This window comes from Caldisericum insulae, from assembly GCF_047785965.1.
GTDB classification, from domain to species: Bacteria; Caldisericota; Caldisericia; order Caldisericales; family Caldisericaceae; genus Caldisericum; species Caldisericum exile_A.
Genome location: NZ_JBLOBF010000008.1, coordinates 40,040 through 64,320 on the forward strand (window position 1 = coordinate 40,040; position 24,281 = coordinate 64,320).

Annotated in this window: 23 protein-coding genes; all 23 read left to right on the forward strand. The window is 34.9% G+C overall.

Annotated features, from left to right (window positions below; all coding sequences use genetic code 11):
• The first annotated feature begins 4 nt into the window (after positions 1–4).
• The 23 genes from rsmH (at position 5) to ACMV0E_RS06055 (ending at position 24,216) form a co-directional block, all read left to right on the forward strand.
• Positions 5–880 carry a 16S rRNA (cytosine(1402)-N(4))-methyltransferase RsmH gene (gene rsmH, locus ACMV0E_RS05945; protein ID WP_416085466.1) on the forward strand — a complete coding sequence of 292 codons (876 nt, stop codon included), beginning with the start codon at positions 5–7 and terminating at the stop codon, positions 878–880.
• A complete protein-coding gene (locus ACMV0E_RS05950) occupies positions 877–1,140 on the forward strand; it encodes an FtsB family cell division protein (RefSeq protein ID WP_416085467.1) in 264 nt (87 codons plus the stop codon). The genes rsmH and ACMV0E_RS05950 overlap by 4 nt, the downstream gene beginning before the upstream one ends.
• Positions 1,115–2,806: a peptidoglycan D,D-transpeptidase FtsI family protein gene (locus tag ACMV0E_RS05955; RefSeq protein ID WP_416085468.1), complete on the forward strand. Its 1,692-nt coding sequence runs from the start codon at positions 1,115–1,117 to the stop codon at positions 2,804–2,806. The genes ACMV0E_RS05950 and ACMV0E_RS05955 overlap by 26 nt, the downstream gene beginning before the upstream one ends.
• Positions 2,803–4,242 (forward strand): UDP-N-acetylmuramoyl-L-alanyl-D-glutamate--2,6-diaminopimelate ligase, encoded by a 1,440-nt coding sequence (locus ACMV0E_RS05960; RefSeq protein WP_416085469.1) that lies wholly within the window; start codon positions 2,803–2,805, stop codon positions 4,240–4,242. Before ACMV0E_RS05955 ends, ACMV0E_RS05960 begins: the two co-directional genes overlap by 4 nt.
• The gene (locus ACMV0E_RS05965) at positions 4,232–5,587 is read left to right on the forward strand and encodes a UDP-N-acetylmuramoyl-tripeptide--D-alanyl-D-alanine ligase (RefSeq protein WP_416085470.1); all 1,356 of its coding nucleotides are present in this window, start codon (positions 4,232–4,234) and stop codon (positions 5,585–5,587) included. Before ACMV0E_RS05960 ends, ACMV0E_RS05965 begins: the two co-directional genes overlap by 11 nt.
• Positions 5,577–6,560 (forward strand): phospho-N-acetylmuramoyl-pentapeptide-transferase, encoded by a 984-nt coding sequence (mraY, locus tag ACMV0E_RS05970; RefSeq protein ID WP_416085471.1) that lies wholly within the window; start codon positions 5,577–5,579, stop codon positions 6,558–6,560. The genes ACMV0E_RS05965 and mraY overlap by 11 nt, the downstream gene beginning before the upstream one ends.
• 12 nt (positions 6,561–6,572) lie before the next feature.
• On the forward strand, positions 6,573–7,919 hold the full coding sequence (murD, locus tag ACMV0E_RS05975; RefSeq protein ID WP_416085472.1) for a UDP-N-acetylmuramoyl-L-alanine--D-glutamate ligase: 1,347 nt from the start codon (positions 6,573–6,575) through the stop codon (positions 7,917–7,919).
• On the forward strand, positions 7,916–8,974 hold the full coding sequence (locus tag ACMV0E_RS05980; RefSeq protein WP_416085473.1) for an FtsW/RodA/SpoVE family cell cycle protein: 1,059 nt from the start codon (positions 7,916–7,918) through the stop codon (positions 8,972–8,974). Before murD ends, ACMV0E_RS05980 begins: the two co-directional genes overlap by 4 nt.
• Complete coding sequence (murG, locus tag ACMV0E_RS05985; RefSeq protein ID WP_416085474.1) at positions 8,974–10,026, forward strand: undecaprenyldiphospho-muramoylpentapeptide beta-N-acetylglucosaminyltransferase; 1,053 nt, start codon at positions 8,974–8,976, stop codon at positions 10,024–10,026. The genes ACMV0E_RS05980 and murG overlap by 1 nt, the downstream gene beginning before the upstream one ends.
• Complete coding sequence (gene murC, locus ACMV0E_RS05990) at positions 10,023–11,378, forward strand: UDP-N-acetylmuramate--L-alanine ligase (RefSeq protein WP_416085475.1); 1,356 nt, start codon at positions 10,023–10,025, stop codon at positions 11,376–11,378. The genes murG and murC overlap by 4 nt, the downstream gene beginning before the upstream one ends.
• Positions 11,375–12,307 (forward strand): UDP-N-acetylmuramate dehydrogenase, encoded by a 933-nt coding sequence (murB, locus tag ACMV0E_RS05995; RefSeq protein ID WP_416085476.1) that lies wholly within the window; start codon positions 11,375–11,377, stop codon positions 12,305–12,307. Before murC ends, murB begins: the two co-directional genes overlap by 4 nt.
• Entirely contained in the window at positions 12,304–13,233 is a 930-nt protein-coding gene (locus ACMV0E_RS06000) for a D-alanine--D-alanine ligase family protein (RefSeq protein WP_416085477.1), read from the forward strand. Before murB ends, ACMV0E_RS06000 begins: the two co-directional genes overlap by 4 nt.
• On the forward strand, positions 13,230–13,838 hold the full coding sequence (locus ACMV0E_RS06005) for a cell division protein FtsQ/DivIB (protein WP_416085478.1): 609 nt from the start codon (positions 13,230–13,232) through the stop codon (positions 13,836–13,838). The genes ACMV0E_RS06000 and ACMV0E_RS06005 overlap by 4 nt, the downstream gene beginning before the upstream one ends.
• Positions 13,831–15,033 (forward strand): cell division protein FtsA, encoded by a 1,203-nt coding sequence (gene ftsA / locus ACMV0E_RS06010; protein WP_416085479.1) that lies wholly within the window; start codon positions 13,831–13,833, stop codon positions 15,031–15,033. Before ACMV0E_RS06005 ends, ftsA begins: the two co-directional genes overlap by 8 nt.
• A gap of 9 nt (positions 15,034–15,042) precedes the next feature.
• The gene (gene ftsZ / locus ACMV0E_RS06015) at positions 15,043–16,095 is read left to right on the forward strand and encodes a cell division protein FtsZ (RefSeq protein ID WP_416085480.1); all 1,053 of its coding nucleotides are present in this window, start codon (positions 15,043–15,045) and stop codon (positions 16,093–16,095) included.
• Positions 16,096–16,098: 3 nt separating this feature from the next.
• The gene (locus ACMV0E_RS06020; protein WP_416085481.1) at positions 16,099–16,962 is read left to right on the forward strand and encodes a hypothetical protein; all 864 of its coding nucleotides are present in this window, start codon (positions 16,099–16,101) and stop codon (positions 16,960–16,962) included.
• 40 nt (positions 16,963–17,002) lie between these two features.
• A complete protein-coding gene (locus tag ACMV0E_RS06025) occupies positions 17,003–17,557 on the forward strand; it encodes an RNA polymerase sigma factor (RefSeq protein ID WP_416085482.1) in 555 nt (184 codons plus the stop codon).
• Positions 17,550–17,975 (forward strand): hypothetical protein, encoded by a 426-nt coding sequence (locus ACMV0E_RS06030; RefSeq protein ID WP_416085483.1) that lies wholly within the window; start codon positions 17,550–17,552, stop codon positions 17,973–17,975. Before ACMV0E_RS06025 ends, ACMV0E_RS06030 begins: the two co-directional genes overlap by 8 nt.
• A gap of 69 nt (positions 17,976–18,044) precedes the next feature.
• Positions 18,045–20,270, forward strand: a complete 2,226-nt coding sequence (locus tag ACMV0E_RS06035) for an ABC transporter substrate-binding protein (protein WP_416085484.1) — start codon at positions 18,045–18,047, stop codon at positions 20,268–20,270.
• 76 nt (positions 20,271–20,346) lie between these two features.
• On the forward strand, positions 20,347–21,315 hold the full coding sequence (locus ACMV0E_RS06040) for an ABC transporter permease (RefSeq protein ID WP_416085485.1): 969 nt from the start codon (positions 20,347–20,349) through the stop codon (positions 21,313–21,315).
• 9 nt (positions 21,316–21,324) lie between these two features.
• Positions 21,325–22,218, forward strand: a complete 894-nt coding sequence (gene opp4C, locus ACMV0E_RS06045) for an oligopeptide ABC transporter permease (protein ID WP_416085486.1) — start codon at positions 21,325–21,327, stop codon at positions 22,216–22,218.
• A 7-nt stretch (positions 22,219–22,225) separates the two neighbouring features.
• Positions 22,226–23,227, forward strand: a complete 1,002-nt coding sequence (locus ACMV0E_RS06050; protein ID WP_416085487.1) for an ABC transporter ATP-binding protein — start codon at positions 22,226–22,228, stop codon at positions 23,225–23,227.
• On the forward strand, positions 23,224–24,216 hold the full coding sequence (locus ACMV0E_RS06055; protein ID WP_416085488.1) for an ABC transporter ATP-binding protein: 993 nt from the start codon (positions 23,224–23,226) through the stop codon (positions 24,214–24,216). The genes ACMV0E_RS06050 and ACMV0E_RS06055 overlap by 4 nt, the downstream gene beginning before the upstream one ends.
• Positions 24,217–24,281 lie beyond the last annotated feature (65 nt).

A 24,281-nucleotide genomic window follows, 5' to 3' on the forward strand; every position in this document is an offset into this window, starting at 1 on the left:
ATTGATGGAAATACATCATATACCTGTATTGTTAAATGAGACAATTGATTTGTTGAATTTAAAGGAAGATTCTATTGTTATTGACGCAACATTAGGAGAAGGTGGACATTCTGTTGAAATTCTTAAAAGAATCCCCAAGGGTTTTCTTATTGGTATCGATATGGATTATGAAACAATTGAAAGGGCAAAGCAAAGGCTTCTTCAAGTTTCTGATAATTTTGTTATAGTTCCTGGCAACTTTAAGGAAATTAAGTCTCTTATTCTTCCTTTTGCAAAAAATGTTACACACATACTTGCAGATTTGGGTGTCTCATCTTTGCAACTTGAAGACGAGTCTCGAGGGTTTTCTTTTATGAAAGAAGGGCCTCTTGATATGAGAATGTGTAGACCATGCACAAGGTATACTGCTTATGACATTGTTAATAATTTTGAGGAAAGTGAGATAAGAGATATTATCCTTTATTATGGTGAAGATCCGCTTGCCTCTAAAATTGCAAGGCGCATTATTGAAGAAAGGAAAAAACATCCAATTGAAACTACAACACAGCTTGCAGAGATTATAAAAGGTGTTTATCCTAAAGGTTATTACAGAATTCATCCAGCAACAAGAACATTTCAAGCACTCCGGATTTTTATAAATCGAGAGCTTGATAATCTAAAGGAATTTTTGGAAAGCGCTCCAACTCTATTGCTTCCAAAAGGTCGCATTGCGATCATTACGTATCATTCTCTTGAAGACAGGCTTGTAAAACAATCGTTTAGAAATAACCCAACATTAAAGTTAGTTAATAAACATGTAATAAAACCAAAAGAGGAGGAGATTGAAAATAATAGGCGTGCAAGAAGTGCAAAATTAAGAGTGGCGGAGAAGGTTGTATGAGACTTAGGACGACAATTCTTCTTGCAGTTTTGTTTGTTCTTATTATCATTTATGGGGGGCTGTTTTTTGCTACAGTAAAAATTAAAATACAAATTTCAAGTCTTGATGCTGAGATTGAAGCATTGAAAACAAGAAATCAATTACTCACTTACGAGTACCTCAAATTACAAGACCCTACTTATGTCGAAACAATTGCAAAAGAAAAACTTCATATGATTGAGGTTAAGAATTTCTATGTCGTGGAAATTAACCCAAAGTAGCGAAGACATTTTTAAAAGAAGGTTATTGATTTCCTTCTTGTTATTCGTTTTTGTCTTTGTTTTATTTATGGGAAGAGTGGTTGATTTGGCTATTATCAATAGAGGTAGGCTTCTTGCAGAATTTGCTCCTCAGGTAGTTCCAAGTTATGATATTTTAAGAGCAGAACGTGGGGATATACTTGATAGATCTGGTGTGAAGCTTGCAACAGATGAGCTTACCTTTGAACTTGATATAAACCCCAGTATCATTGATAGTGTGAATCTTAATAAAATAAAGAGTATCTTAAAAAGTGATCTTAAGTTTTCCAATGAAGAGTTAAATAAACTTTTTAGTGAAAAATCATATGTACTTGTTTCAACTTCTGTTTCAGAGAATACGAAGCAAAAGATTGACGCCCTAAATTTAAGAGATGGAGTTGTCTTTACTAAGACTTACAAAAGAGTTTATCCCTTTGGTGAAATTGTTTCGCCTTTAATTGGAATTGTCGGTGCAGATGGTAGTGGCCTTACTGGACTTGAGTTATCTTTGGATGACTACCTTAAAGGTAGAAACGGACGCTCTTTTAGAACATTTAATTTTGCCGAGCCTGATGTATTGGGTGCACCAACATATGTTCTTGAACCCGTTAAAGGAAATGATGTAACTCTAACAATTGATATAAATATTCAAGCGAAGGTTTATGAACTTGTTAAAAAATATGTCGAAGAATTCAATGCAAAAAGTGGCTTTGCCATAGTTACAGATCCTGAAACTAATGAAATTCTTGCTATGGTCTCGTATCCTTCTTTTGATCCTACAAATTTTGACAAGATCATGCCTAATCTTCCAACTACCTTTAATTATGAGCCAGGGTCAGTAATGAAGCCAATTGTTGCTCTTGCGGCTCTTGAAGAAGGAAAGCTAAAGCCAGACGATAACTTTTATTGCAGTGGTTCAATTAAAGTCAAGGATAGAATTATGTCATGTTGGAAAAAGCACGGAGAAGAACACGGACTTACCGATATCCTTGTTAATTCTTGCGATGTTGCATTTGCTCAAATTGCGCTAAAACTTCAAAAGGAAACTCTTCTAAAATATTTTAAACTTTTCGGTTTTGGTGAAAAGACTCAAATCGAACTTTTGGGGGAAGAGAAAGGAATTGTACCATCCCCAAGAAGCATAGGAGATGTTGAAGTTGCGAATATGGGCTTCGGACAGGGCATTGCTGTAACACAGATTCAGATGTTATCAGCATTAAATGCGATTGTAAATGGTGGAAAACTATATGTACCACACCTAATTAAAGAAATTAAAAACCCCAAAGGAAATGTTATTTATTCTTCTCTTCCGATTCTCCGAAGAACAATTGGAAGTGAAACAAATCTTAATCTTATCAAAAGTGCAATGGTAAAGGTCGTTGAAATTGGTGCACCTAAGGCTAAGATAGTAGGCTATAAGGTGATGGGTAAAACTGGTACTGCTCAAAAGCCGAGTGAAAACGGTGGCTACTCTCATACGAAACTCATATACAGTTTCTTTGGTGCTGTTCCCTATCCAGACCCGAAAGTTTCAGTAATTGTTTCTATAAATGAAACTAGAATTCCTCAATACTCAACAACTGCATCTGCACCCTTATTTTCAGAAATAGGGACATTTCTTGTAAAATATCTGAGGATTGAAAAATGAATGGGCGAACTTTAAAAGAAAAATTTAAAGAATTTGAAGTTTTTGGAAATCTTGATAGAGATTTTTTTGGAATAAAGACAGATTCAAGACTAATACAAAATGGCGATTTATTTGTTGCGTTAAGAGGTGAAAATTTTGACGGACATGAATTTATTGCTGATGCTGTAAAAAGAGGTGCGGTTGGGGTAATTGTTGAGAATGATTTAGAATTTGACAAAGATATCCTCGTTATTAAAGCATCTGATTCAAGAGAGGCGTTTGCAAAAATTTCTTCATTTTTTTATGGTGACCCTTCAAAACGTTTAAACATAATAGGCATAACAGGGACAATGGGAAAGACTACAATAGCATATCTCCTCTATAGACTTTTTAATTTCTTAGGAGTGCCTTCCGGATTTATCGGAACAATTGGCATTGGTATAAAGGACAAATTCTCATTAACAGACTTAGATCCACCAACAACACCGTTTCCTTTTGACTTACACCGATATCTTAAAACAATGTCAGATGATGGAGTAAAATATGTCTTTATGGAAGTTTCCTCACATGGGATTAAGGATAAGCGAATATACGGAATAAATTTTAAAAGGAAAATCCTTGGAACAATGGGAGTTGATCACATAGACTATCACAAATCTATTGAGGATTATTTGAATACAAAAGTTTCTTTTTTTGAGGGTTTTGAATCTCCAATACTAAATGGGAACTCGCTTTTTATCGATAGATTTATTGAGGTTTCAAAAGATCCAATCTTTTATGGTGATGATGTAAAATTTGATTATTCTTTTCAAAACCTTAAAAATCATGGGTTATCAATTTCTTTTGAAGTATATGAGAGTGGGACCCTTCTTGGCACGATAGATTTACCTATTCTGGGTAGATACAATGCCTACAATTTTTTGGCGGTTATATCATACGCAATGTTAGAAGGGGCAAGTTTTTCAAAAATAAAAGAATTTGCAAAGACTGCTTCAGTTCCAGGAAGAATGGAAATTTATACCCTTAAAGGGATTAAAGTTGTTATCGATTATGCCCATAATGCAGAAGAAATTGAAAATGTTCTTGAGAGTATCAAGGGAAATGGTAATCATTTAATTGTTGTATTTGGAGCTGTAGGAACCTCTGAAAAAGAAAAACGAATTGCGATGGGAAGAGCTGTAAGTAAATTTGCCGATTTTTGTGTGATAACTTCTGATGATCCTCGTGGTCGCAACGTAGATGAAATAATTAAGGATCTCAAATCCTCTGTTTCAATTGAGCATGAGGTTATACCTGATAGGATTAAAGCAATAAAGTATGCTTTAGAAAATGCAAAAGAAAACGATATAGTTGCAATTCTTGGAAGAGGAGTTGAATCAAAGATGAGATTATCTAACGGAAGCATAATTCATTTTAGAGATATTGATATTGTAAAAGAGGTGTTCCATGAAGATTGACCTTCATGAACTGTTTAAAGATATTTATCATGAAGAGGATTTTCCATTACCGAATGATTACAATAGATTTGTAATTGATTCTAGAAATGTTTCAAAAGGAGATATTTTTATTGCTTTGAAAGGGAATACAACTGATGGTCATAATTTTGTATCCGATGCACTTCAAAGAGGCTCTATTTTTGCAATTGTTGAGAATGATGTAGGAGAAAGCAAACCTATTATTAAGGTTAAATCAACTGCTGAATTTTTAAAACATCTTGGTAATTTTGCACGAAATAAAATTAATGGCGCAATTTTTGGAATAACAGGAAGCGCAGGTAAGACTACAACAAAAGAAGGTTTATTTCTTGCTTTATCAAAGCGTTTTAATGTTGTAAAAACTGAAGGTAACATCAATACCGATATTTCCCTTCCGTTATTTTTTGCAAATGAAGTTTCAAATCTGGAAGATTTTATTGTGGTAGAGATGGGCGTTCAAAAACCAAACGATATGGATGTCTTACTTGATGTAGTAAAACCACATTATGGCATTATTACCAATGTAGGAGATTCCCACCTTGAATATTTGGGTGATAGATATGGCGTTTTAAAAGAGAAATTTAAATTAGCAAAGTTCGTTTTAGATAGAGGCAGTGTTTGTTTTGTAAACGGTGATGACGAACTTCTTCGCCTCGCTTCTAACGGGTTAAAGGGCGTATTTAAAGTTGGATTTAGGGAGGAAAATGATTTTAGGTTAAAAATTCTTCAAGAAAATCTTGATTTTTTGAGATTAAAAATCAATATTCAGGATAGATCTTTTGAGTTTACACTTCCATATAATGGATTTGTATATAATGTTGGACTAATTTTTGCTGCTTCAGTTTATGTTGGTGTTGATCCTGATTATGTAGTTTCTGCACTAAAGGAATTTAAACCATATAAAGGAAGAGGCGAAAAGATAAAACTCAGCGGCATGACAATAATTGATGATACTTATAATTCTAATCCTCTGTCAATGAACTTTGCCCTTGAAAGGTTAAGATCAGCAAAAGGACCTATTGTTTTAATTCTTGGGGATATGCTTGAACTTGGCGAATCTTCAAATACTCTCCATGAAAAAGTTGGTGAAGTTATATCAGAGATTAATCCTTACGCTCTTATTACTTACGGGAATCTTTCAAAATTGATGCAGGAAAAAGGAAACGCAAACATTAAATATCATTTTGAGGATAGTGATACTCTTTCTCAATTTTTAAAGACATTCGATTTTCCAAACGGAACTTACTTTTTAGTGAAAGGATCCCGTGCTATGAAGATGGAAAAATTTGTTGATATATTGAAGGAGAGGTATAAAGATGAAAAGTGAAATAATTTTTCTTGCTTTAATGATTATTGAATTTTTCTTTTTGATATTTTTTGAAAAGTACCTTACAGATTTTCTTGAAAGAAGCAATCTTGTTCAACATGTGCGAGAGGAGTTAATTGAATCTCATAAAAAGAAGGAAGGTACTCCCCGTGGTGGAGGTATCATATTTTTAATCTCAATTGCTTTTATAATTCCGCTTCTTTTTGTGTTAAAAGTGCCTTACGATACTTTTACAAAATTGCTTTTTGTAATTTCTTCAACAATTCTGTTTGGTTTTATTGGCCTTATAGATGATATTTTGACTTCCCGAAAGTCCTCATCTGAGGGTCTTTCAATAAGGAGCAAACTTATTCTCTTTTCGGTTGCAACAGTATTTCTTTTTTTTGTCTTCAAAGATATAATGAATTTTAATGTAATATTTCTTGGTTTGAATTTGAATTTTGGACCGATTCTTTACTTTTTACTCTTTTTTATTATGATGGTTGGTTCAGTAAATGCCTTTAATCTTACAGATGGTGTGGATGGATTGCTTGGAAGTATTGTGTCTATAATGCTTTTAACTTTCATTTTTCTTTCATACCTTACAAAGAATTTCCTTTTACTCGGATTTTCTTTATCTTTGCTTATTTCTATTCTTGCGTTTTTATGGTTTAATAGCCCAAAAGCATCAATATTTATGGGGGATTTGGGTGCCTCGGCTCTTGGGGGTGCAATTGCATCTCTTTCGATAGTTTTTAAAACAGAATTATATCTTCCCTTTATTGCAATTATCCCAGTTATTGAGGCAATTTCTATTTTTATACAGATTGCTTACTTCAAGGCAACTCATGGTAAAAGAGTTTTTAAAATGACCCCAATTCATCATCACTTTGAAATTTTGGGCTGGTCAGAAGCAAAAATAGATTATAGATTTAGTGTTATTACAGCATTTATGGTGATAATAGTTGTAGTGTTAAAAATTATAGGATTATAGTGGAGGTAGATAATGAAAATCCTTGTTGTTGGTGCAAGAAGGTCTGGAGTATTTGCAAGTATTCTTGCTAAAAAGCATGGCTTTGAAGTTTTTTTAACTGAAATTGCGGACAATAAAGAGGTTAGATCATTTGAGCCAATACTTAAGGAGAACGGTATTTCTTACGAAATTGGTAAACATTCATTTGAAAAATTTTCAACTTTTGATCTTGCAGTCCTTTCTCCTGGAATTCCTTTGAACTCTCCTATTGTTAAAGACCTTGAATCAAAAGGTATAAAAATAATTGGCGAACTTGAATTTGCTAATATGTTTGCGCCAAATACAAAGGTTATTGCTATTACTGGAACAAACGGAAAGAGTACAACAACTGCCCTAACTGGTCATATCTTTAAATTGCATAACCCGAATACAGTTGTTGGTGGGAATTTAGGAACGCCATATTCCGAGTTGCTTCTTGAGAATCCAAATCCAGAATATGCAGTTCTTGAAACAAGTTGTTTTCAACTTGAGACAATTGAACAATACCATCCAAAGGTATCCGTCTTTTTAAATTTTACAGAAGATCACCTTGATAGGTATGCTTCGATGGAGGATTACTTCAAAGCAAAAAAGAGGATATTCATGAACCAGACAGAATCTAATTATGCTATTCTAAATTATGATGATGTAGTTGTAAGAGAACTTTCAGATGAAATTAAGCCAAGGAAATACTTTTTTTCCTTAAAAGAAGTTGTTAATAGTGGTGCGTTTTTAAAAGATAATAAAATCTTTTTTAAAGAGAACAAATTTAGCGAACCTATAGAAATTATTGATAGGAAAGAAATTCCACTCTTAGGACTGCATAATGTTGAAAATACCCTTGCAAGTGTAATATCTTCTATTGTAATGGGTGTGAATTTTGAAGTTATAAGGAAGGGAATTAGAAGTTTTAAAGGTTTACCTCATAGGCTTGAATATGTTCGGGAAGTTAATGGCGTAATTTTTATAAATGATTCAAAATCTACAACGCCCGACTCAACCATAAAAGCGCTTGAGGCTTTTGATAAAAAGGTTATTCTCATTGCAGGTGGAAGTAGCAAAAATAACGATTTTACTCAGCTTGCAAAAATGTTTAAAAGTAGAGTTAAGTTTTTGATCCTTCTGGGACAGACAGCCCCTCAATTAAAGGAAGCATCAATAAACGCAAACTTCCATGATTTTGCCATAGTTAAAAGTCTTAAAGAAGCAGTAAATTTTGCAAAAACAATTGCGTCACCTAATGATATAGTATTGCTGTCTCCGGCATGCGCAAGTTTTGATATGTTTAGAGATTTCGAAGACAGGGGAGAACAATTTAAAGAAATAGTAAATGAACTATGAAAAAATTGATAAATCCATATTCTGCTTCGCTTATCTTTATTTCAGTTTTACTTAGTTTATTTGGAATATTCATAAGTGGTAGTTTAAGTATTGTATACCAGAATCTTATTTTAAAGCAAATTATTTCTTTTGCATTGGGCGTTTCACTGATGTTGTTTTTTGCGTTTTTTAATCATAAAAGACTTGCTCCTCTTTCGAAAATTGGTTATATTACATTATTTATATTGCTTTTGTTTCTGCTTCTAAATGGTAAACTTTCACGTTTTGTTGATTTTGGAATTGTTACTTTTCAACCTTCACAGTTTGCTTATATAGGGATTTCTTTACTGATTGCGCGTATATTTAGAGATCCAATTGATGAAGAAAATGTTCCAAAAATTTATGCCTTAACATTTGCACTTGTTGGGCTTATTGCAGTTCTTATTGCTTTTGAACCTGATATGGGAAGTGCAGCACAAGTTTTTTTGACTGGATTTACTTTGCTTCACATCATTGGAATGCCTTTGGTTGAGTTTTTGGGATTTAGTATTTTGAGTTTTCTTGGAGTAATTCTAATGATTCCTCTCAATAGTGAATGGCATAGACGTGTTGTTGCTTTTTTAAATCCATACGCACATGCAAGTGATGAGGCGCTTCAAACATTACAATCTCTTAGAGCCTTTGCTCGCGGTGGAATTACAGGCGTTGGCTTTATGAAGGGTATTTTTAAGTATCCTTCTGTTTTGCCTGTATCGATTTCTGATTTTATACTTCCTGTGATTGGTGAAGAACTTGGAGCTGTATTTGTTATACTTCTTTTAATTGCTTATCTTTCTTTGATATTCATAGGTTTTAAGATTGCAAGCAATGCAAGGTCTACTTTTTCAAGGATTCTTGCGCTGGGTTTAACTCTTGGTATTACTTACTTTGCAGTTATAAATATTGCTGTAAATTTAGGTTTAATGCCAACAACAGGAGTTCCTCTTCCATTTGTGAGTTTTGGTGGAAATAATATGCTTGCAAATTTCATTGCGATCGGAATTTTAATAAATATTTCAAGAACAGAGGTTGATTGATGAAAATACTTATTGCAGGCGGCGGTACGGGTGGTCATATATATCCTTTGATACCCATAGGAGAAGAATTAAGAAGTCGAGGACATGAAGTTGTCCTTATTGGAAGGCGTGGTAGTATTGAAGAAAAAGTTGTAAAAGATTACAAATTTAAGATAGAATATGTCTCTGCTTCTCTTTTTGATTTTAATATAGTAAAGCTTTTTAAGTTTATTGTTTTTTCTATTAGAGGATTTTTTGATGCCTTAAGGATAATTAATAAAATAAAACCTGATAAGATACTTGGTGGAGGTGGTTATGTTTCACTTCCAATCTTACTTGCAGGTATCTTATATAGAGTTCCTATTTATCTCTATGAGCAAAATATCATACCAGGAAAGACAAACCTTATATTTTCAAGATTTGCAAGAACGGTATTTTTGGGCTTTGAGGATGTGAATAATAAATTTGGCAAAAAAGGCGTTTTTGTGGGGAATCCTGTAAGAAAGGAAGTTATTAACCAAGATAGGAAAGAAGCACTTTCATTTTTTAACTTTGCAGATAAATTTACTCTTCTTGCATTTGGTGGTAGCGGTGGAGCATACAATTTAAATAAAATAATTAGAGAGGCTATTCCAGAACTTTTGAAGGAAGATATTCAAATTATTTTTATAACAGGAAACAAATTCTTTCAAGAATTTAATAATTTGGACAACCATCAAAATTTGAGAGTATATCCCTATCTTGATAAAATGGGTTATGCATATGCAGTCTCGTCAATAGCGGTGACAAGAGGAGGTGCAATGACCCTATCTGAATTGGTTCTCAATGATGTATATTCAATTGTTGTTCCATTTCCATATGCAAGGGACAATCATCAATTTTACAATGCAAAATATTTTGAAAAATACGGATGTGTTACTGTTATTGAGGAAAAGAATCTTTCGAAGGAAATTTTGGTTAAAAAAATAGTGGATTTTAAAAATTATTTTCGTATAATAAATTTGGAATGTAGTAAACATTATCCTAAGGATGCAGAGAAAAGAATTGCGGATTTGTTAGAGGAAGATAGATGAAAAAAGTACTTTTGCTTGGAGTTGCGGGAGTTGGGATGAAGCGCCTTGCAGAAATTTATACAGCGCTTGGATATAACGTTTTGGGGATTGATGTCAAAGAAAATGAGACAACACATTACCTAAAAGGAATTGGGGTTGATGTAAATCCAAAGGAATTTGAAGTTGATAAGACTATTGATAAGATTATTTTTTCATCTGCGATTCCGGCTGATAATCCGCATTTATTAAAGGCAAAAGAAATTGGTATTCCAATTGAAAGACGTGGCGAAGCGCTTGCAGAGATTGCAAAAGACTACAAAAGTGTAGTTGTTGCAGGTACTCACGGAAAAACAACAACTACATCTCTTATTTCGGAAATCTTAAGTAAGAAATTTCGTGTAAATTCTTATATTGGTGGAGATCATAAGCAGAATAAACGTTTTTTACCTTTAGCAGAGTATTTTGTTATTGAATCTGACGAAAGTGACAAGACGTTCTTACTTTTTAATCCACACATAGGCATTGTTACAAACATTGATAGAGACCATCTAAACTCTTACAATTGGGATTTTGAAAATCTTAAAAGCGCCTTTTTTGAGTTTATGGAACATTCTCAAACAGTTGTTGTTAACAGGGATGATCAAACAGCCTTTGAGGTTTCAGAAAATCTTCAAAAGCCTCCCCTCTATTATAGCATCAAAAATCAAGAAGCTCATGCAACTATACTTGATTACTCATTTGAACGGGATGGGATAGCGTTTATAGCAAATGTATTAGGCAAAAAATCTCCTCTTCTTAAGATTAATGTTTTTGGAGAGCAGAATTTGTCAAATTCTCTTGCATCAATTCTTGTCGGCCGATTACTTGATGTTTCTTTTGATGAAATTGAATCTTCTTTAAGGGATTTTTCATTACCCAAGCGGAGGCTTGAATATAAGGGTAGTGTTAAGGGTATCCATATTTTTGATGATCATGCAGATCATCCAACTGAGGTTGAAGCTACGTTAAAGGCTTTAAAGAATCACTTTCCGAATGCATCAATTATTGCAATTTTCCAACCACATAGATTTACCCGTGTGTTTTCGCTTAAAGAAAGTATTGCAAAGCCTTTCTATCTTGCAGATTTTGTAATTGTGCTTCCTATATATTCAGCATTTGAAAATCCCATTGAAGGCATTACTAACGAAAAAGTGTTTGATTGGATAAAGACCTTAAATCCAGGGAAAAATGTATTTTTTGCTTCAAAGTTTGAAGCTGTAGCGGATCTTGTTTCACATATTGCTAAACCGGGAGATATAGTTATAACCCTTGGACCAGGAGATGTATATTTGGCTATAGATTCAATAATGCTAAAATTAAGAGGAGAAAAATGAAAATACAGGAAAATATTAAAGAACTTATAAAAGGTCGTGTTTATTTTAATGAGCCGATGGCTAAGCATACCTCTTTCAAGATTGGAGGCCCTGCAGAAATTTTAGCAATTCCTTCTGATGTTGAGGATTTAAAAAAATTGCTTGAGTTTGCAAAAAAAGAAAAATTACCAATTACAGTTATCGGTAATGGCACAAATATACTCGTTTCTGATGATGGAATCGAAGGGCTTGTTATCAAAATGGCAGAGGGATTCTCAAAAGTTGAATTTGATAATACTCTTTCTTTTGCTGAAGCAGGGGTGCCTTTGCAGAAACTAATAGAAGAGGCTTCGAGAAGAAATCTTGGTGGCTTTGAATTTGCATTTGGTATCCCAGGTGCTTTAGGTGGTGCAATAGCAATGAATGCTGGCACAAATTCTCACTATATCAGTACAAGAATTGAATATGCTGATGTGATTGATTATAATGGCAAAATTTACAGGTTTAGGCACGATGATTTTCATTTTGATTACAGATATTCCATCCTTCAAGAGGAGCCACTTATTCTTCTTAATGCAGTTCTCACATTTGAGCAAAAGCCTTTTGAGGAAATCCTAAGGGAAAAAGAGAAAAACATAAGAGGGAGATTAGAAAAACAGCCATACAATCTCCCATGTGCAGGGAGTGTTTTTAAAAATCCGCCTACAACTTATGCTGGTAGAGTTCTTGAAGAGTCAGGATGCAAGGGTTTAAGATTTGGTGATGCCTTGATTTCTGAAAAACATGCGAATTTTATTGTAAATCTTGGTAACGCAACAGCGCAAGATGTTGTTAATCTTATAAGAGAAGCACAGTTAAGAGTTTATAAACAAAAGGACCTTATCCTTGAACTTGAAATAAGATTAGTTGGAAAATTCAAGAACTTAAACTTACTTGAGAGGAAAAAATGAGTACAAGAGTTCTTGTTTTATACGGTGGAAAATCTACAGAAAGAGATATATCCATTAAAAGTGGTAGGGCAGTTTCAAATGCCTTAAAGAAAAAGGGATATGAGGTTATTGAGTATGACTTTCAGAATCATATTGAAGATGTGGTAAAAGATGCAAATCCTGACGTTGTTTTTATAGCTCTTCATGGAAAATTTGGCGAAGATGGGACAGTCCAAGGTGCATTAGAACTTATGAATATTCCATATACAGGTTCTTCAGTTTTTGCAAGCGCTCTTTGCATGAACAAATTATTTTCTAAGTTTATGTTTAGAGAAATTGATATAAAAACACCTTCTTTTGCTTATTTTAGAAGAGATAATACCCTTCCTTATTCCTATGTTTCCGAACTTTTAGGAAACGATACTCTCGTTATTAAACCAGTTGATCAGGGTTCTACGATTGGTATAACAATTGCAAAAAATGAAGATAGCTATAATGAGGGGCTTGCTAAGGCATTTGAGTTAAGCGATTTGGTGATTGTCGAAGATTATATAAAGGGAACCGAAATCACTGTAGCCATAATTGGCAATTATCCGGATATTCACGTCCTTCCTATTATTGAGATAGTCCCTGCTCACGAGTTCTATGATTTTGAGTCCAAATATACTCCTTCTATGTCTAAGCATATAATTCCTGCAAGGATTAGTAGTTATCAAAAGGCACTTGCAGAGGAATACGCGAAGAGAATCTATAAAGAGTTTGGGTTAAGAGATTTTGCGCGGATTGACATGATTGCTAATTCTTCTGATGTTTATGTCCTTGAAGTCAATACAATCCCGGGTTTTACTGAGACAAGCCTTGTACCTGATGCAGCAAAAGCAGAAAATATTTCCTTTGAAGATTTGGTTGATTTTATAGTACAAGAGGCACTTCAAAGGAAAAGGTGAAAAGATTAGTTATATCAATAACTGTAATAGGTTTAATTGTTTTCTTGTTTCTATATCCTATATTTGTACTCTCAGGAAATATTAATATTTCTTCAAATGTGCCTATAAAAGCTTATGATTTATTAAGAAAAGTAGGTCCTTTTTATCTCGGTATTTTACCTCTAAGAGAAATGCAAATTACAAGAAAACCATTTAGACTTGAAATTTCTTATTACGAAACGCCTTTATTAAACATTCAATTCAAGGATGGAATCTTTGGTTTAACGAAAAGTGGATTTTTGATAAATAACGGCAGTTCAAGTCTGCCTGTTGTTTTTGCAAATTTTTATTCTTCATCTTACAATAATGTAATAGGAGACTTAATTTTATATTGTATTAATAATAATTTATTAGATTTAATAAAAAGTTTTGAATTACTTGATAAAGGTATTGGGTTTGTAGATAAAAATGGTATTTTAATTATAATAGGTAAAGGGGATTACGAATTTAAAATGAAAGAGTATTTGAAAACATTAGAGGTTTTATCAAAGGATGTAAAAAATATAAAGTCCATTGATCTAAGATTTAATATGCAAGCAGTGATTATTTGGAGGGAAAATGGATAGAATAGTTTCTGCGCTTGACTTAGGAAGTCAAACGATAAAGTTTCTTATTGGCGAAATAAGTGATGGGAATGCCTCCATTATTGGCGTTGGGACTGTTCCGTCAAAGAGTGTTAGTAAAGGTGTAGTTATAGATTTAAACAAAGCCTCTGAAGCTGTGATGCAAGCAAAAAAGATAGCAGAAACTATGGCTGGCAAAAAGGCGCAGAATGTTTATGTATCTGTTTCTGGAACACATATATTTTCTCTTAACAACAAAGGGAGTATTATTGTGTCCAAAGAGGGAAGAGAGATATCAAAGGATGATATAAAGAGAGTTGAGGAGTCTGCAAGGGTACTTTTGCTTCAACCAAACCAAAAAGTGATTCATTCCATACCAAGACAATATATAATTGACGGACAAGGCGGAATAAGAAATCCTATTGGAATGTCAGGAATCAAGCTTGAAGAGGAAGTCCATATTGTTACAGGATCTTCGACTGTTCTATATAATATTGAAAAAGTGATTTCTATGGTTGATCTTAAAAAAGAGGCTTTTGTCCTCCAATCGCTTGCTTCATCTTTATCTACTCTGAAAGAGCAGGAGAAAGAGTTAGGTGTTGCTCTTGTTGATATTGGAGCAGGCACCGGAGACATTGCAATTTTTATTAACGGAAGTATTGCACATACTTCTGTTCTTCCTATAGGAGGAGAGTATATCACAAAAGACATAGCGTATGCTCTGAGAATTTCCCTTGAGGAGGCAGAGAGAATTAAAAAAGAATTTGGTTTTGCATCAATTAGTAATAATCCTGAAAATAGCACTATCGAAGTCTCAAGAATTGGATCTGATGAAAAGTTGACAATTGATTCTTCATATCTATCGGATGTTATAACTGCACGAGTTGATGAGATTCTTCAAACTATAAAACTCGAGTTAATAAAATCTGGCTATTGGGGTGCGTTGCATTCTGGTGTTGTTTTTACTGGAGGATGTGCTAAACTCAAAAATTTCATAAAGAGAGCAAGTGATGTTTTAGAAATTCCGGTAAGATTAGGTGTTCCGAGAGGTGAATATACATTTTCGGATATTTTAAGCGATCCAGAATATGCAACTTCAATCGGATTGATTCTTTATGCTCTTTCTGAGGGAAGCGAACAAAAAAGGTCAAGAAGTCCATTCTCAGGATTATCTTGGCTTAAGGATATATTTGAATAGGAGGTATTTATGTTTGATATGGATCCATGGAAGGCAGCACAAGCAAGGATAAAAGTATTGGGAGTTGGGGGTGGCGGGGGTAACGCCATAAACAGAATGATTGATGAAGGTATAGAAGGTGTTGAATTTATTGCTGTTAATACAGATGTTCAGGTACTGTCTCTTAATAAGGCAGAAAAGAAAGTTCAAATTGGACCAAGGACAACAGGCGGTCTTGGTGCAGGAAGTTTTCCTGAGGTGGGAAGAAAATCTGCGGAAGAAAGTAAAGACGAATTAAGAAAAGTTATTGAAGGTGCTGATCTTGTTTTTATTACCGCAGGCATGGGCGGAGGCACAGGAACAGGTGCATCTCCTGTGATTGCTTCTATTGCAAAGGAACTTGGAATTCTTACTGTTGCAGTTGTTACACGTCCTTTTACCTTTGAAGGTAGACAAAGAATACAACAGGCAGAAGATGGTATAAAGGCACTTCTACAGTATGTTGATACACTTATTATAATCTCTAATGATAAATTACTTAAGATAATTGATAAGAAAACGCCAATTAACGAAGCTTTTAGAATTGCAGATAATGTGCTTTTCTATGCGGTGAAGGGAATTTCGGAAATTATAACAAAACCAGGCTTAATTAATGTTGACTTCGCTGATGTTAGAACAACTTTAACCGGAGCTGGTAATGCATGGTTTGGTATTGGTTCAGGACGCGGAGAAAACCGCGCGGTTGATGCAGCAAAGCAGGCTATTTCAAGTCCATTGCTTGAGTATTCTATAACTGGAGCAACGAGGGTTTTATTAAATATTACAGGCGGTAAAAATTTAACTCTTTATGAAGTAAATGAGGCTTCAACATTTGTAAGAGATACTGTTGGTGAGAATGCAAATCTTATTTTTGGAACAGTTTTACAGGAAGACCTTGAGGACGAAGTGAGAGTTTCACTTATCGCGGCAGGATTTGACAAAATAAGTGAAGAGAGGCCAAAAGAGAAGGTAGTAAAGTTTGACGAACATTTCGATACTGGAGATTTCGAGATACCGGCATTTTTAAGGAAAAGAAAACAGTAGTGAATGCAAAAGAAAATTATTGTAACAATCGCTGTTTTAGTAATAATTGTTCTTATTCTTGGCCTCATAAACGATCTAAGAGCTTTTGTTAGAAAAAGCCTTGCAGGGCTTTATACTGCAAATTTTGGATATTTTGAAATATATAAAGAAGTTAAAGGAAATCTTTTGTTCTGTGCTAAAAACATTAGTGCAGATCAGGATGGCAGTATTCAGTTTCTAAAAGACGATTTTGATTTTGTTCATAAGGATGAAGTCGTAGGCATCCTTTCTACAAAAAATGGCATTGTTGATATTTTGGCACCTGCAAGCGGTTACTTTGTTAAGGGTTTCGTAAATATTGAGTGTGATAATGTTTCACAACTTATAGAAAATCAAAAAATTTTTAGATTTACATGGATTGAAAGTGATAAAGTTTTAAAAGATAAGCCTTTTGCTTCAATTGTTGTGTCAGACTTAACTGTTGCTCTCCCTATTAGTATAGCAAAAGATAACTCTTTGACTATTTTTATTAATCAGTTTGTGAAAGGAGAAGCAAAACTTGTTTATAATAACGAAGAGTATTGTTTTTATGAGGTATCAGAATTTTTACCACAGATACTAACATCAAACGGGTACTTAAAAATACTTGAAAAAACTGTTTACGGTTTAAAAATTCCGAAAAATGCTTTAATAAAGAAATCGGGAGAATATTTTATATATATTGTTAATGGGAATATAATTAAAGATGTAAAAGTAGCAGTCTTTGATTATGATCCAAAGTTCGTAGTTGTAAAAGTTGAAAATCCTGATTTTAATGATTTTTCATCCCTTATTGTTGTTCTTACTCCAAGAATATTTAAAATTGGCGATGTTGTGGGAAATTTTTAGTGTAACTTTTTGGAATTTTTTTCGTATATAGGAGAAAGAGTTGGACGAAAGGAAGGTAATTGAAAGACTTAAAAGTGGCGATGAAGTTGCATTTAGAGAATTTTTTGAGTTTTACTATGCAAGAATTTTTAATTACGCCTACAGAAGGATAAAAATGAAAGAAATAGCAGAAGATATTACTTCTGAAACTTTTTATAAATTTATTAAATCTCTCCCTTCTTTTGATTTGAAAGAAGGTTACCATATTGATACTTGGCTTTATGCGATAGAAAGAAATTTGGTAAGGGATTGGTTTAGGAAGAATCTTGGTAGGGAAACATTAGACCTTGAGGAGAAGTTTGATAGAGCATATGAGCCTCTTCTTAAGGACCCTTATGACTCTTTTGCAAGTGAATACATTAATAAAACTATTTCGGATGCACTTGAAAGATTACCTGGGCAATACAAAGAAATAATAGTGATGAGGTTTTATGAAAATAAGAGCATCAAAGAAATTGCGGATATTTTGGGAAAGAGTGAAGATGCAACAAAAGTTTTGCAATTTAGAGCTTTAAAGAAATTAAAAGATATTATCGAGGAGATGCTTGATGAATAGCATTGAGGACAGATTTGAAAAGATTTTGGATGATTTTTTGAATGAGAAGCCCTTTCTACATGAAAAGCTTTCTCAAGAAGAAGCAGAACTTTTTGAGATTGCGCTTCTTTTAAAGGACAAAAAAGTAGATCCAACACCTTTTAAAGAGAAAATATTCGAGAATACCTTTACTGTTTTAAAAGAAGAAACATATAGAAATAATAATAATGTCCTTCCAGTTTTAGCTAAGTTTTTTGAATTGCTATTTGATGCGTCTCCTTTTAACAACAATGAACATTTAACCTTTGATCAAGTTTATAGGAGTGGCGATAAGATTTTTTACAAAATTAAGTTTTATTCATATTTGCAATCTCGTCAATTTCTGTATAATTATATATGGAGTTTGCAAGTACCATTAGGATTAGAAACTCTACATTAAAGGAGGTGAAAGTTGGCAAAAAATTTTCGAAAAGTTTGTTTTAAAAATCTAAAAGAAGGAGGTAAGAGCATGAAGAAAGTATTAGTTTTGTTAGTTGCAATCACAATGGTTATTACGCTTTTTGCAGTAAGACCATTGGGTGTCAATGCAGCAGGTTTTAAAGACGTAGGCTCAGATTACTGGGCGAAAGATCAGATTGATTATCTCGTTTCTAAGGGTGTTATCGCGGGTTTCCCCGATGGAACATTCAAACCCGAAGATCCAGTTACAAGAGAGCAGTTTGCAAAGATGATTTGTATTGCAAAGAAATTATCAGAGTATAAACCTACTACTCCAACCTTTAAGGATGTACCGCAAGATCGTTGGTCCTATGGGTTTATTGAAGCTGCAGTAAAAGCTGGTTATATCAAGGGGTATGCCGATGGGACATTCAAGCCTGCAAACTCTATCACAAGACAGGAACTTGCAGTCCTTGGTGTAAGAGTCCTTGGAAAAGGTGCAGAAGCAGAGGCCTTTAAAGGCGAACCTATTGTTTGGGCTAATGACTGGAAAAAGATTGCATCTTGGGCAGCTGGCGCAGTAACTCTTGCATACAGGCCTGATATCCAGATCCTTACATACCATATGAAAGAAGGAACCGTTGACCCAACAATGGCAGCAACAAGGGCAGAATGTGCTTATGCAATCTATAAGATTGTTGTTCCTCCACAAGCTGGTGGGCAGGTAGTTATGGCACAAACACAGGAACCAGATGCGTTGATGTCATTTGCAACATCAATGATGGCACAACGTAATATTGCAATGCAGTATGAAGATGGTCTTATTATGGAATTCCCTAATGGAACTCTTGCTCCTCGTATGGCTCTTAATGTTCCTAACTTCAAAGATGGCACATGGACAACATTTACAGGTCCGGATGGAAAAACTTGGATGAAGACAACTTACTACCTTAGAAAGGGAGTTAAGTGGTCCGATGGTGTACCTGTAGACTATGAACAGGATATTAAGTTTGCAGTGTATGATATATATCTTTCAGGAAAGATTGAGCAAATTCCATCAACTGATCCATATGACAAGATTGATAAAATTGAATTCCCTAATCCTTATACGATGGTTGTAACTTGGAAGAATACAACTCCATATGCGAATGCGGGTCTTCCAATTTATCCAAAACACTTCTGGAGCCAAGTTCCACTTGAGCAAATAACCTCCTCTGATTTAGCAAAGAAGCCAATTCATGCAGGTCCTTATAAGATTGAGCAATGGGTTGAAGGTTCTCATATTTCTCTTGTCCCAAATCCAAATTGGTTTGGTTGGGCAGGTTCAAAGCCTCTTATTCAAAGGTTTGTATATCAGTGGATACCGGATACAAACACAATGCTTATGAACGTTCTTGCAGGTAAAGTTGATATGACTCTTATTGGTCTTGGTATAAAAGAAGCACAGCAGGCAGAAAAGATTCCTACAATTAAAGTTCAGAGAATTCCTTCTACATTCTGGGAACATTTGGAAATTAACACAACAGATCCAATTCTTTCAGATGTAAGAGTGCGTAAAGCACTTGCATATGGAATTGATTATAACGATTTGAATGACCGTGTTTTCCTTGGACAAAGAAAAGTAATGTACTATCCATACATTGGTCTATTTAATGAATTTTACAGGAATCCAAAGGCCGTTTTACCTAAATACGATCCTGCAATGGCAAATAAACTTCTTGATGATGCTGGTTGGAAGATGGGTTCCGATGGTTATAGATACAAAGACGGCAAGAAGTTGACACTTGAACTTTCAACAACAACACGTCAGGATAGAAAAGATGAAGCAGTAGTCTTGCAGGCACAACTTAAGAAAATTGGTATTGATATTCAAACTAAGTTCATGCCTGCATCTAACTTCTTTGGTACATACACAACACACAGAATGTTCCAGTTAGCAATGTTTGCATGGGGTGGTGATCCACTTGATCCAGGTGGATTCACACTTTATCACTCATCTCAGATTCCAACAGAAGATAATAAATGGGAAGGACAGAATTACACGGGAATTTCTGATCCAACTCTTGATGATGCAATTTACAAAGCAACTCACGAAGTTGACCCGTATGTTCGTCAGAAGAACTACTATATTGCAGAACAGCGTATTGCAGACCTTGTTCCTCAAATTGGTTTGAACCTCTTCACTGATATCTACACACCCAAGAAGGGTCTTGCAATGGCAGGATTTGACTATGTAATGTCTTCTTCAGTCGGTTATACTTATAATTCAGAACTTTGGTATTGGGAGAAGAAATAGTTAATATTTGATTTACCTTTGCGGGGGCCTCCGCAAAGAGGCCCCCTATTTTTAAGAGAAGGAGGCTTAGGAAAAAGTGAGAAACTATCTAATAAGAAGAGTGCTACAGATGATCCCGCTCTTTTTAGGGGTTGCTCTTATTACTTTTGCCGTTTTGAGCTTGGTTGGTGATCCATTTGCACAAATGGCAATAAACCCAAGAATAAAGCCAGAGGATATTGCAAGATTAAGGCATGCCTGGGGGTTTGACCTTCCTTGGTACCTTCGATTCTTTAAATGGTTCTGGTCAATGATTACCGGTAATTGGGGTGTTTCCATTTTTGCAGGTGGAAAGCCTGTTACTGAACTTGTTGCTCGTGCGATTACGTATACTTTAAGATTTTCTCTTGCTTCACTTATTTTAGCATTTGTGGTTGGTGTTCCAATCGGTATTTATTCTGCATTGCACCAATACACATTTTTTGACTATTTCTTTACTTTCTTTGCATTTTTTGGAATGTCTATGCCAACTTTCTGGTTTGGTTTTATTCTTATGATGATCTTTGGTTTAAAGTTGGGGTGGCTTCCTTTGGGTGGTGTAATGACGCCTGGAATTGAGACTGCACCATTATTTGCGAGGATTCTTGACCAGGCTAAATATATGGTTCTTCCTGTAATAGTGCTTTCGCTTTTTAGTATGGGTTCTTGGATGCGTTATGCAAGAAGTTCTATGCTTGAAGTAATAAGACAAGATTATGTTAGAACCGCAAGAGCAAAAGGACTCCCAGAAAGAACAGTAATTTTTAAACATGCACTTAGGAATGCGTTAATTCCTATAATAACTCTCTTAGGTTTATCTTTACCTGGAATAATTTCAGGTGCAACAATTACTGAAACAGTTTTTAGTATTCCTGGTATGGGAAGGCTTACAGTTGATGCAATGCTTTCAAATGATTATCCTGTTGCAATGGTATGCTTGCTCCTTGAATCATCCCTTCTTATAGTTGGAAATTTAATTGCAGATTTATTATATGCAGTTGTTGATCCACGTATAAGGTATAGTTAGGAGGTTAATATGGCAGTTGAAGCAACAAAAATTGAAGAGGTTCTTACCGGCAGAGTAGAAACTTACTGGTATCTTGTTGGAAAAAGATTAAGAAAGCACAAGCTTGCAATGCTTTCTCTTGTTGTTCTTATTTTAATAATTCTTGCATGTATAGTGGGTCCTTATATTTCGCCTTATAAAGTTTCAGAGCTCGGTTCCACTACAGAAGTTTTACAGCCGCCGAGTTGGAAGCATCCTCTTGGCACAGATGAACTTGGAAGAGATGTATTAACAAGACTCTTCTATGGAGGAAGAATTTCCCTTTTGGTAGGTTTTTCTTCAGTTGTTTCAGCACTACTTGTTGGAATTATTGTAGGAGCGTATGCAGGTTATTTTGGTGGTTTTCTTGATACAATTCTTATGAGATTTACAGATATTATGTTTTCTATTCCAGTTATGCCACTTTTGATTGTTTTATCCTCTGTTATTCCAGGTGCCGGTGTTTGGAAGATAGTTTTGGTAATTGCTATATTCGGTTGGATGACCGATGCAAGAATTGTTCGTGGTATGTTTTTGTCGCTTAGAGAAAATGAATATGTTGAGGCAGCAAGGGCAATTGGTGTTTCCAATAACAGAATTATTTGGAGACATATACTTCCGAATTCTTTTGCTCCAATTATTGTTTCAGCAACGCTTGGTGTTGGAGGAAATATCATATACGAAGCAGCATTAAGCTATCTTGGATTTGGCGTTATGCCACCAGCACCTTCTTGGGGAAATATGCTTCAGAACGCACAATATGCTATGGCAATTGCACCATGGCTTGTGTGGTCTCCTGGTCTTGCCATGTTTATAACTGTTCTTGCATTTAATTATCTTGGTGACGGTCTCCGTGATGCAATGGATCCGAAACTTTATAGGTAGGTGAGATATGGAAAGAGAAGAAACTTTACTTGACGTAAGAAATTTAAAGACTTACTTTTTTACAGATGATGGCGTAGTTAAGGCAGTTGACGGAATGAGTTTTACGATTCGAAAAGGTGAAGTTTTAGGACTTGTAGGAGAAAGTGGATGTGGTAAATCTGTTGCATCTTTATCTATAATGCAGCTTGTTGAACCTCCTGGAAAAATTGTTGAGGGAGAAATTATTTTTAAAGGTGAGGATCTTCTCAAGAAAACTCCGGAACAGATGAGAAAAATTAGGGGTTCTGAAATTGCGATGATCTTCCAAGAGCCGATGACTTCCTTAAATCCTGTTTATACAATTGGTAATCAAATAATGGAAGCGATTCTTATCCACCAGGATTTAAGTGAGGAAGAAGCAAAAAAGAGAACAATTGAACTTCTAAGGCTTGTTGGAATTCCAGAGCCTGAAAGAAGATTTAATCAATATCCACATGAATTAAGTGGTGGAATGAGACAGAGGGTAATGATTGCAATGGCAATGTCCTGTAATCCAGATCTTCTTATTTCAGATGAAGCAACAACAGCACTTGACGTAACAATTCAAGCACAAATACTTGAGCTTATGAAAGATCTTCAAAGAAAAACTGGTATGGCAATTCTTTTTATTACACATGACCTCGCGCTTGTTGCAGAAATGGCTCATTCCGTTGCAGTTGCATACACTGGAAAAATCGTTGAGTACGGAGATGTTTATCAGATATTTAAGAAGCCAAGACATCCTTATACTTATGGTCTTTTAAGTTCCGTACCCAGTTTAAAAACAGAAAAGACAAAAACACCACTTCCTGCAATTGAGGGAATGGTGCCAAACCCGTATAAAATGCCAAGTGGATGCCACTTTAATCCAAGGTGTCCTTTTGCAACGGAACGTTGCAGGAAGGAGATGCCTGAACTTGCAGAAATTGAACCCGGGCATCTTGTGAGATGTTTCCATCCAGTTGCTGTTGAGAAGGAGGCTGTGTCATGAGAAAATTGGTTGAAGTGCAAAATTTAATTAAATATTTTCCGGTTTTAGGTGGAGTTTTCTCCCGACCAGTTGCATGGGTTAAAGCTGTTGATGATGTTTCTTTTCACATCTTTGAAGGAGAAACCTTTGGACTTGTGGGTGAAAGTGGAAGCGGAAAAACAACAGCAGGAAAAACAATAATAAGACTTATAGAGCCTACAAAAGGAAAAATTATTTTTGATGGCAAAGATATAACAAAACTACCAGAAAATCAGCTTAGACCGATAAGAAGAGAAATGCAAATTATTTTCCAAGACCCTTATGGATCGCTTAATCCAAGAATGCCAATTGGAGAGATTATTCGTGAACCACTTTTAGTGCATGGTATTGGTGATAAAAAGGAGCAAGAGGAAAGAGTTGTTGAAATAATGAAACTTGTTGGTTTGCGTCCTGAATACCTTCGTAGGTATCCTCACGAATTCTCAGGTGGACAGAGGCAAAGAATTGGTATTGCTCGTGCAATAGTTTTGAATCCAAAGTTCGTTGTGGCAGATGAACCTGTTTCGGCACTTGATGCTTCAATTCAAGCACAGGTACTTAACCTTCTTCTTGAGCTACAACAAAAACTTGCCCTTACATACTTACTTGTTGCTCATAACTTGGCTGTGGTAAGGCACGTATCGGATAGAATTGGCGTTATGTATCTTGGAAAGATCGTTGAAGTTGCTGAAACAAAAGAACTATTTTCTACTCCTCTTCATCCGTATACACAGGCATTGCTTTCCGCTATACCAATTCCAGATCCAGAAATTAAAAAAGAGCGAATACTTCTTCAGGGTGATATTCCGTCACCAATTAATCCACCATCTGGATGTAGATTTAGGACAAGATGTAGATTTGCAAAAGACATTTGTGCAGAGAAGGAACCACCACTAATTGATGTAGGTTCCGGGCATTATGTTGCATGTCATTTTGTAAAAGAAGGGAAAGTGGTTGAATACTCTAAGTAGTTTGTTGAATTGTTAGTCTTATGGATTTTTTAACTGAGGAGCTTTAAGCTCCTCAGTTTTTACTC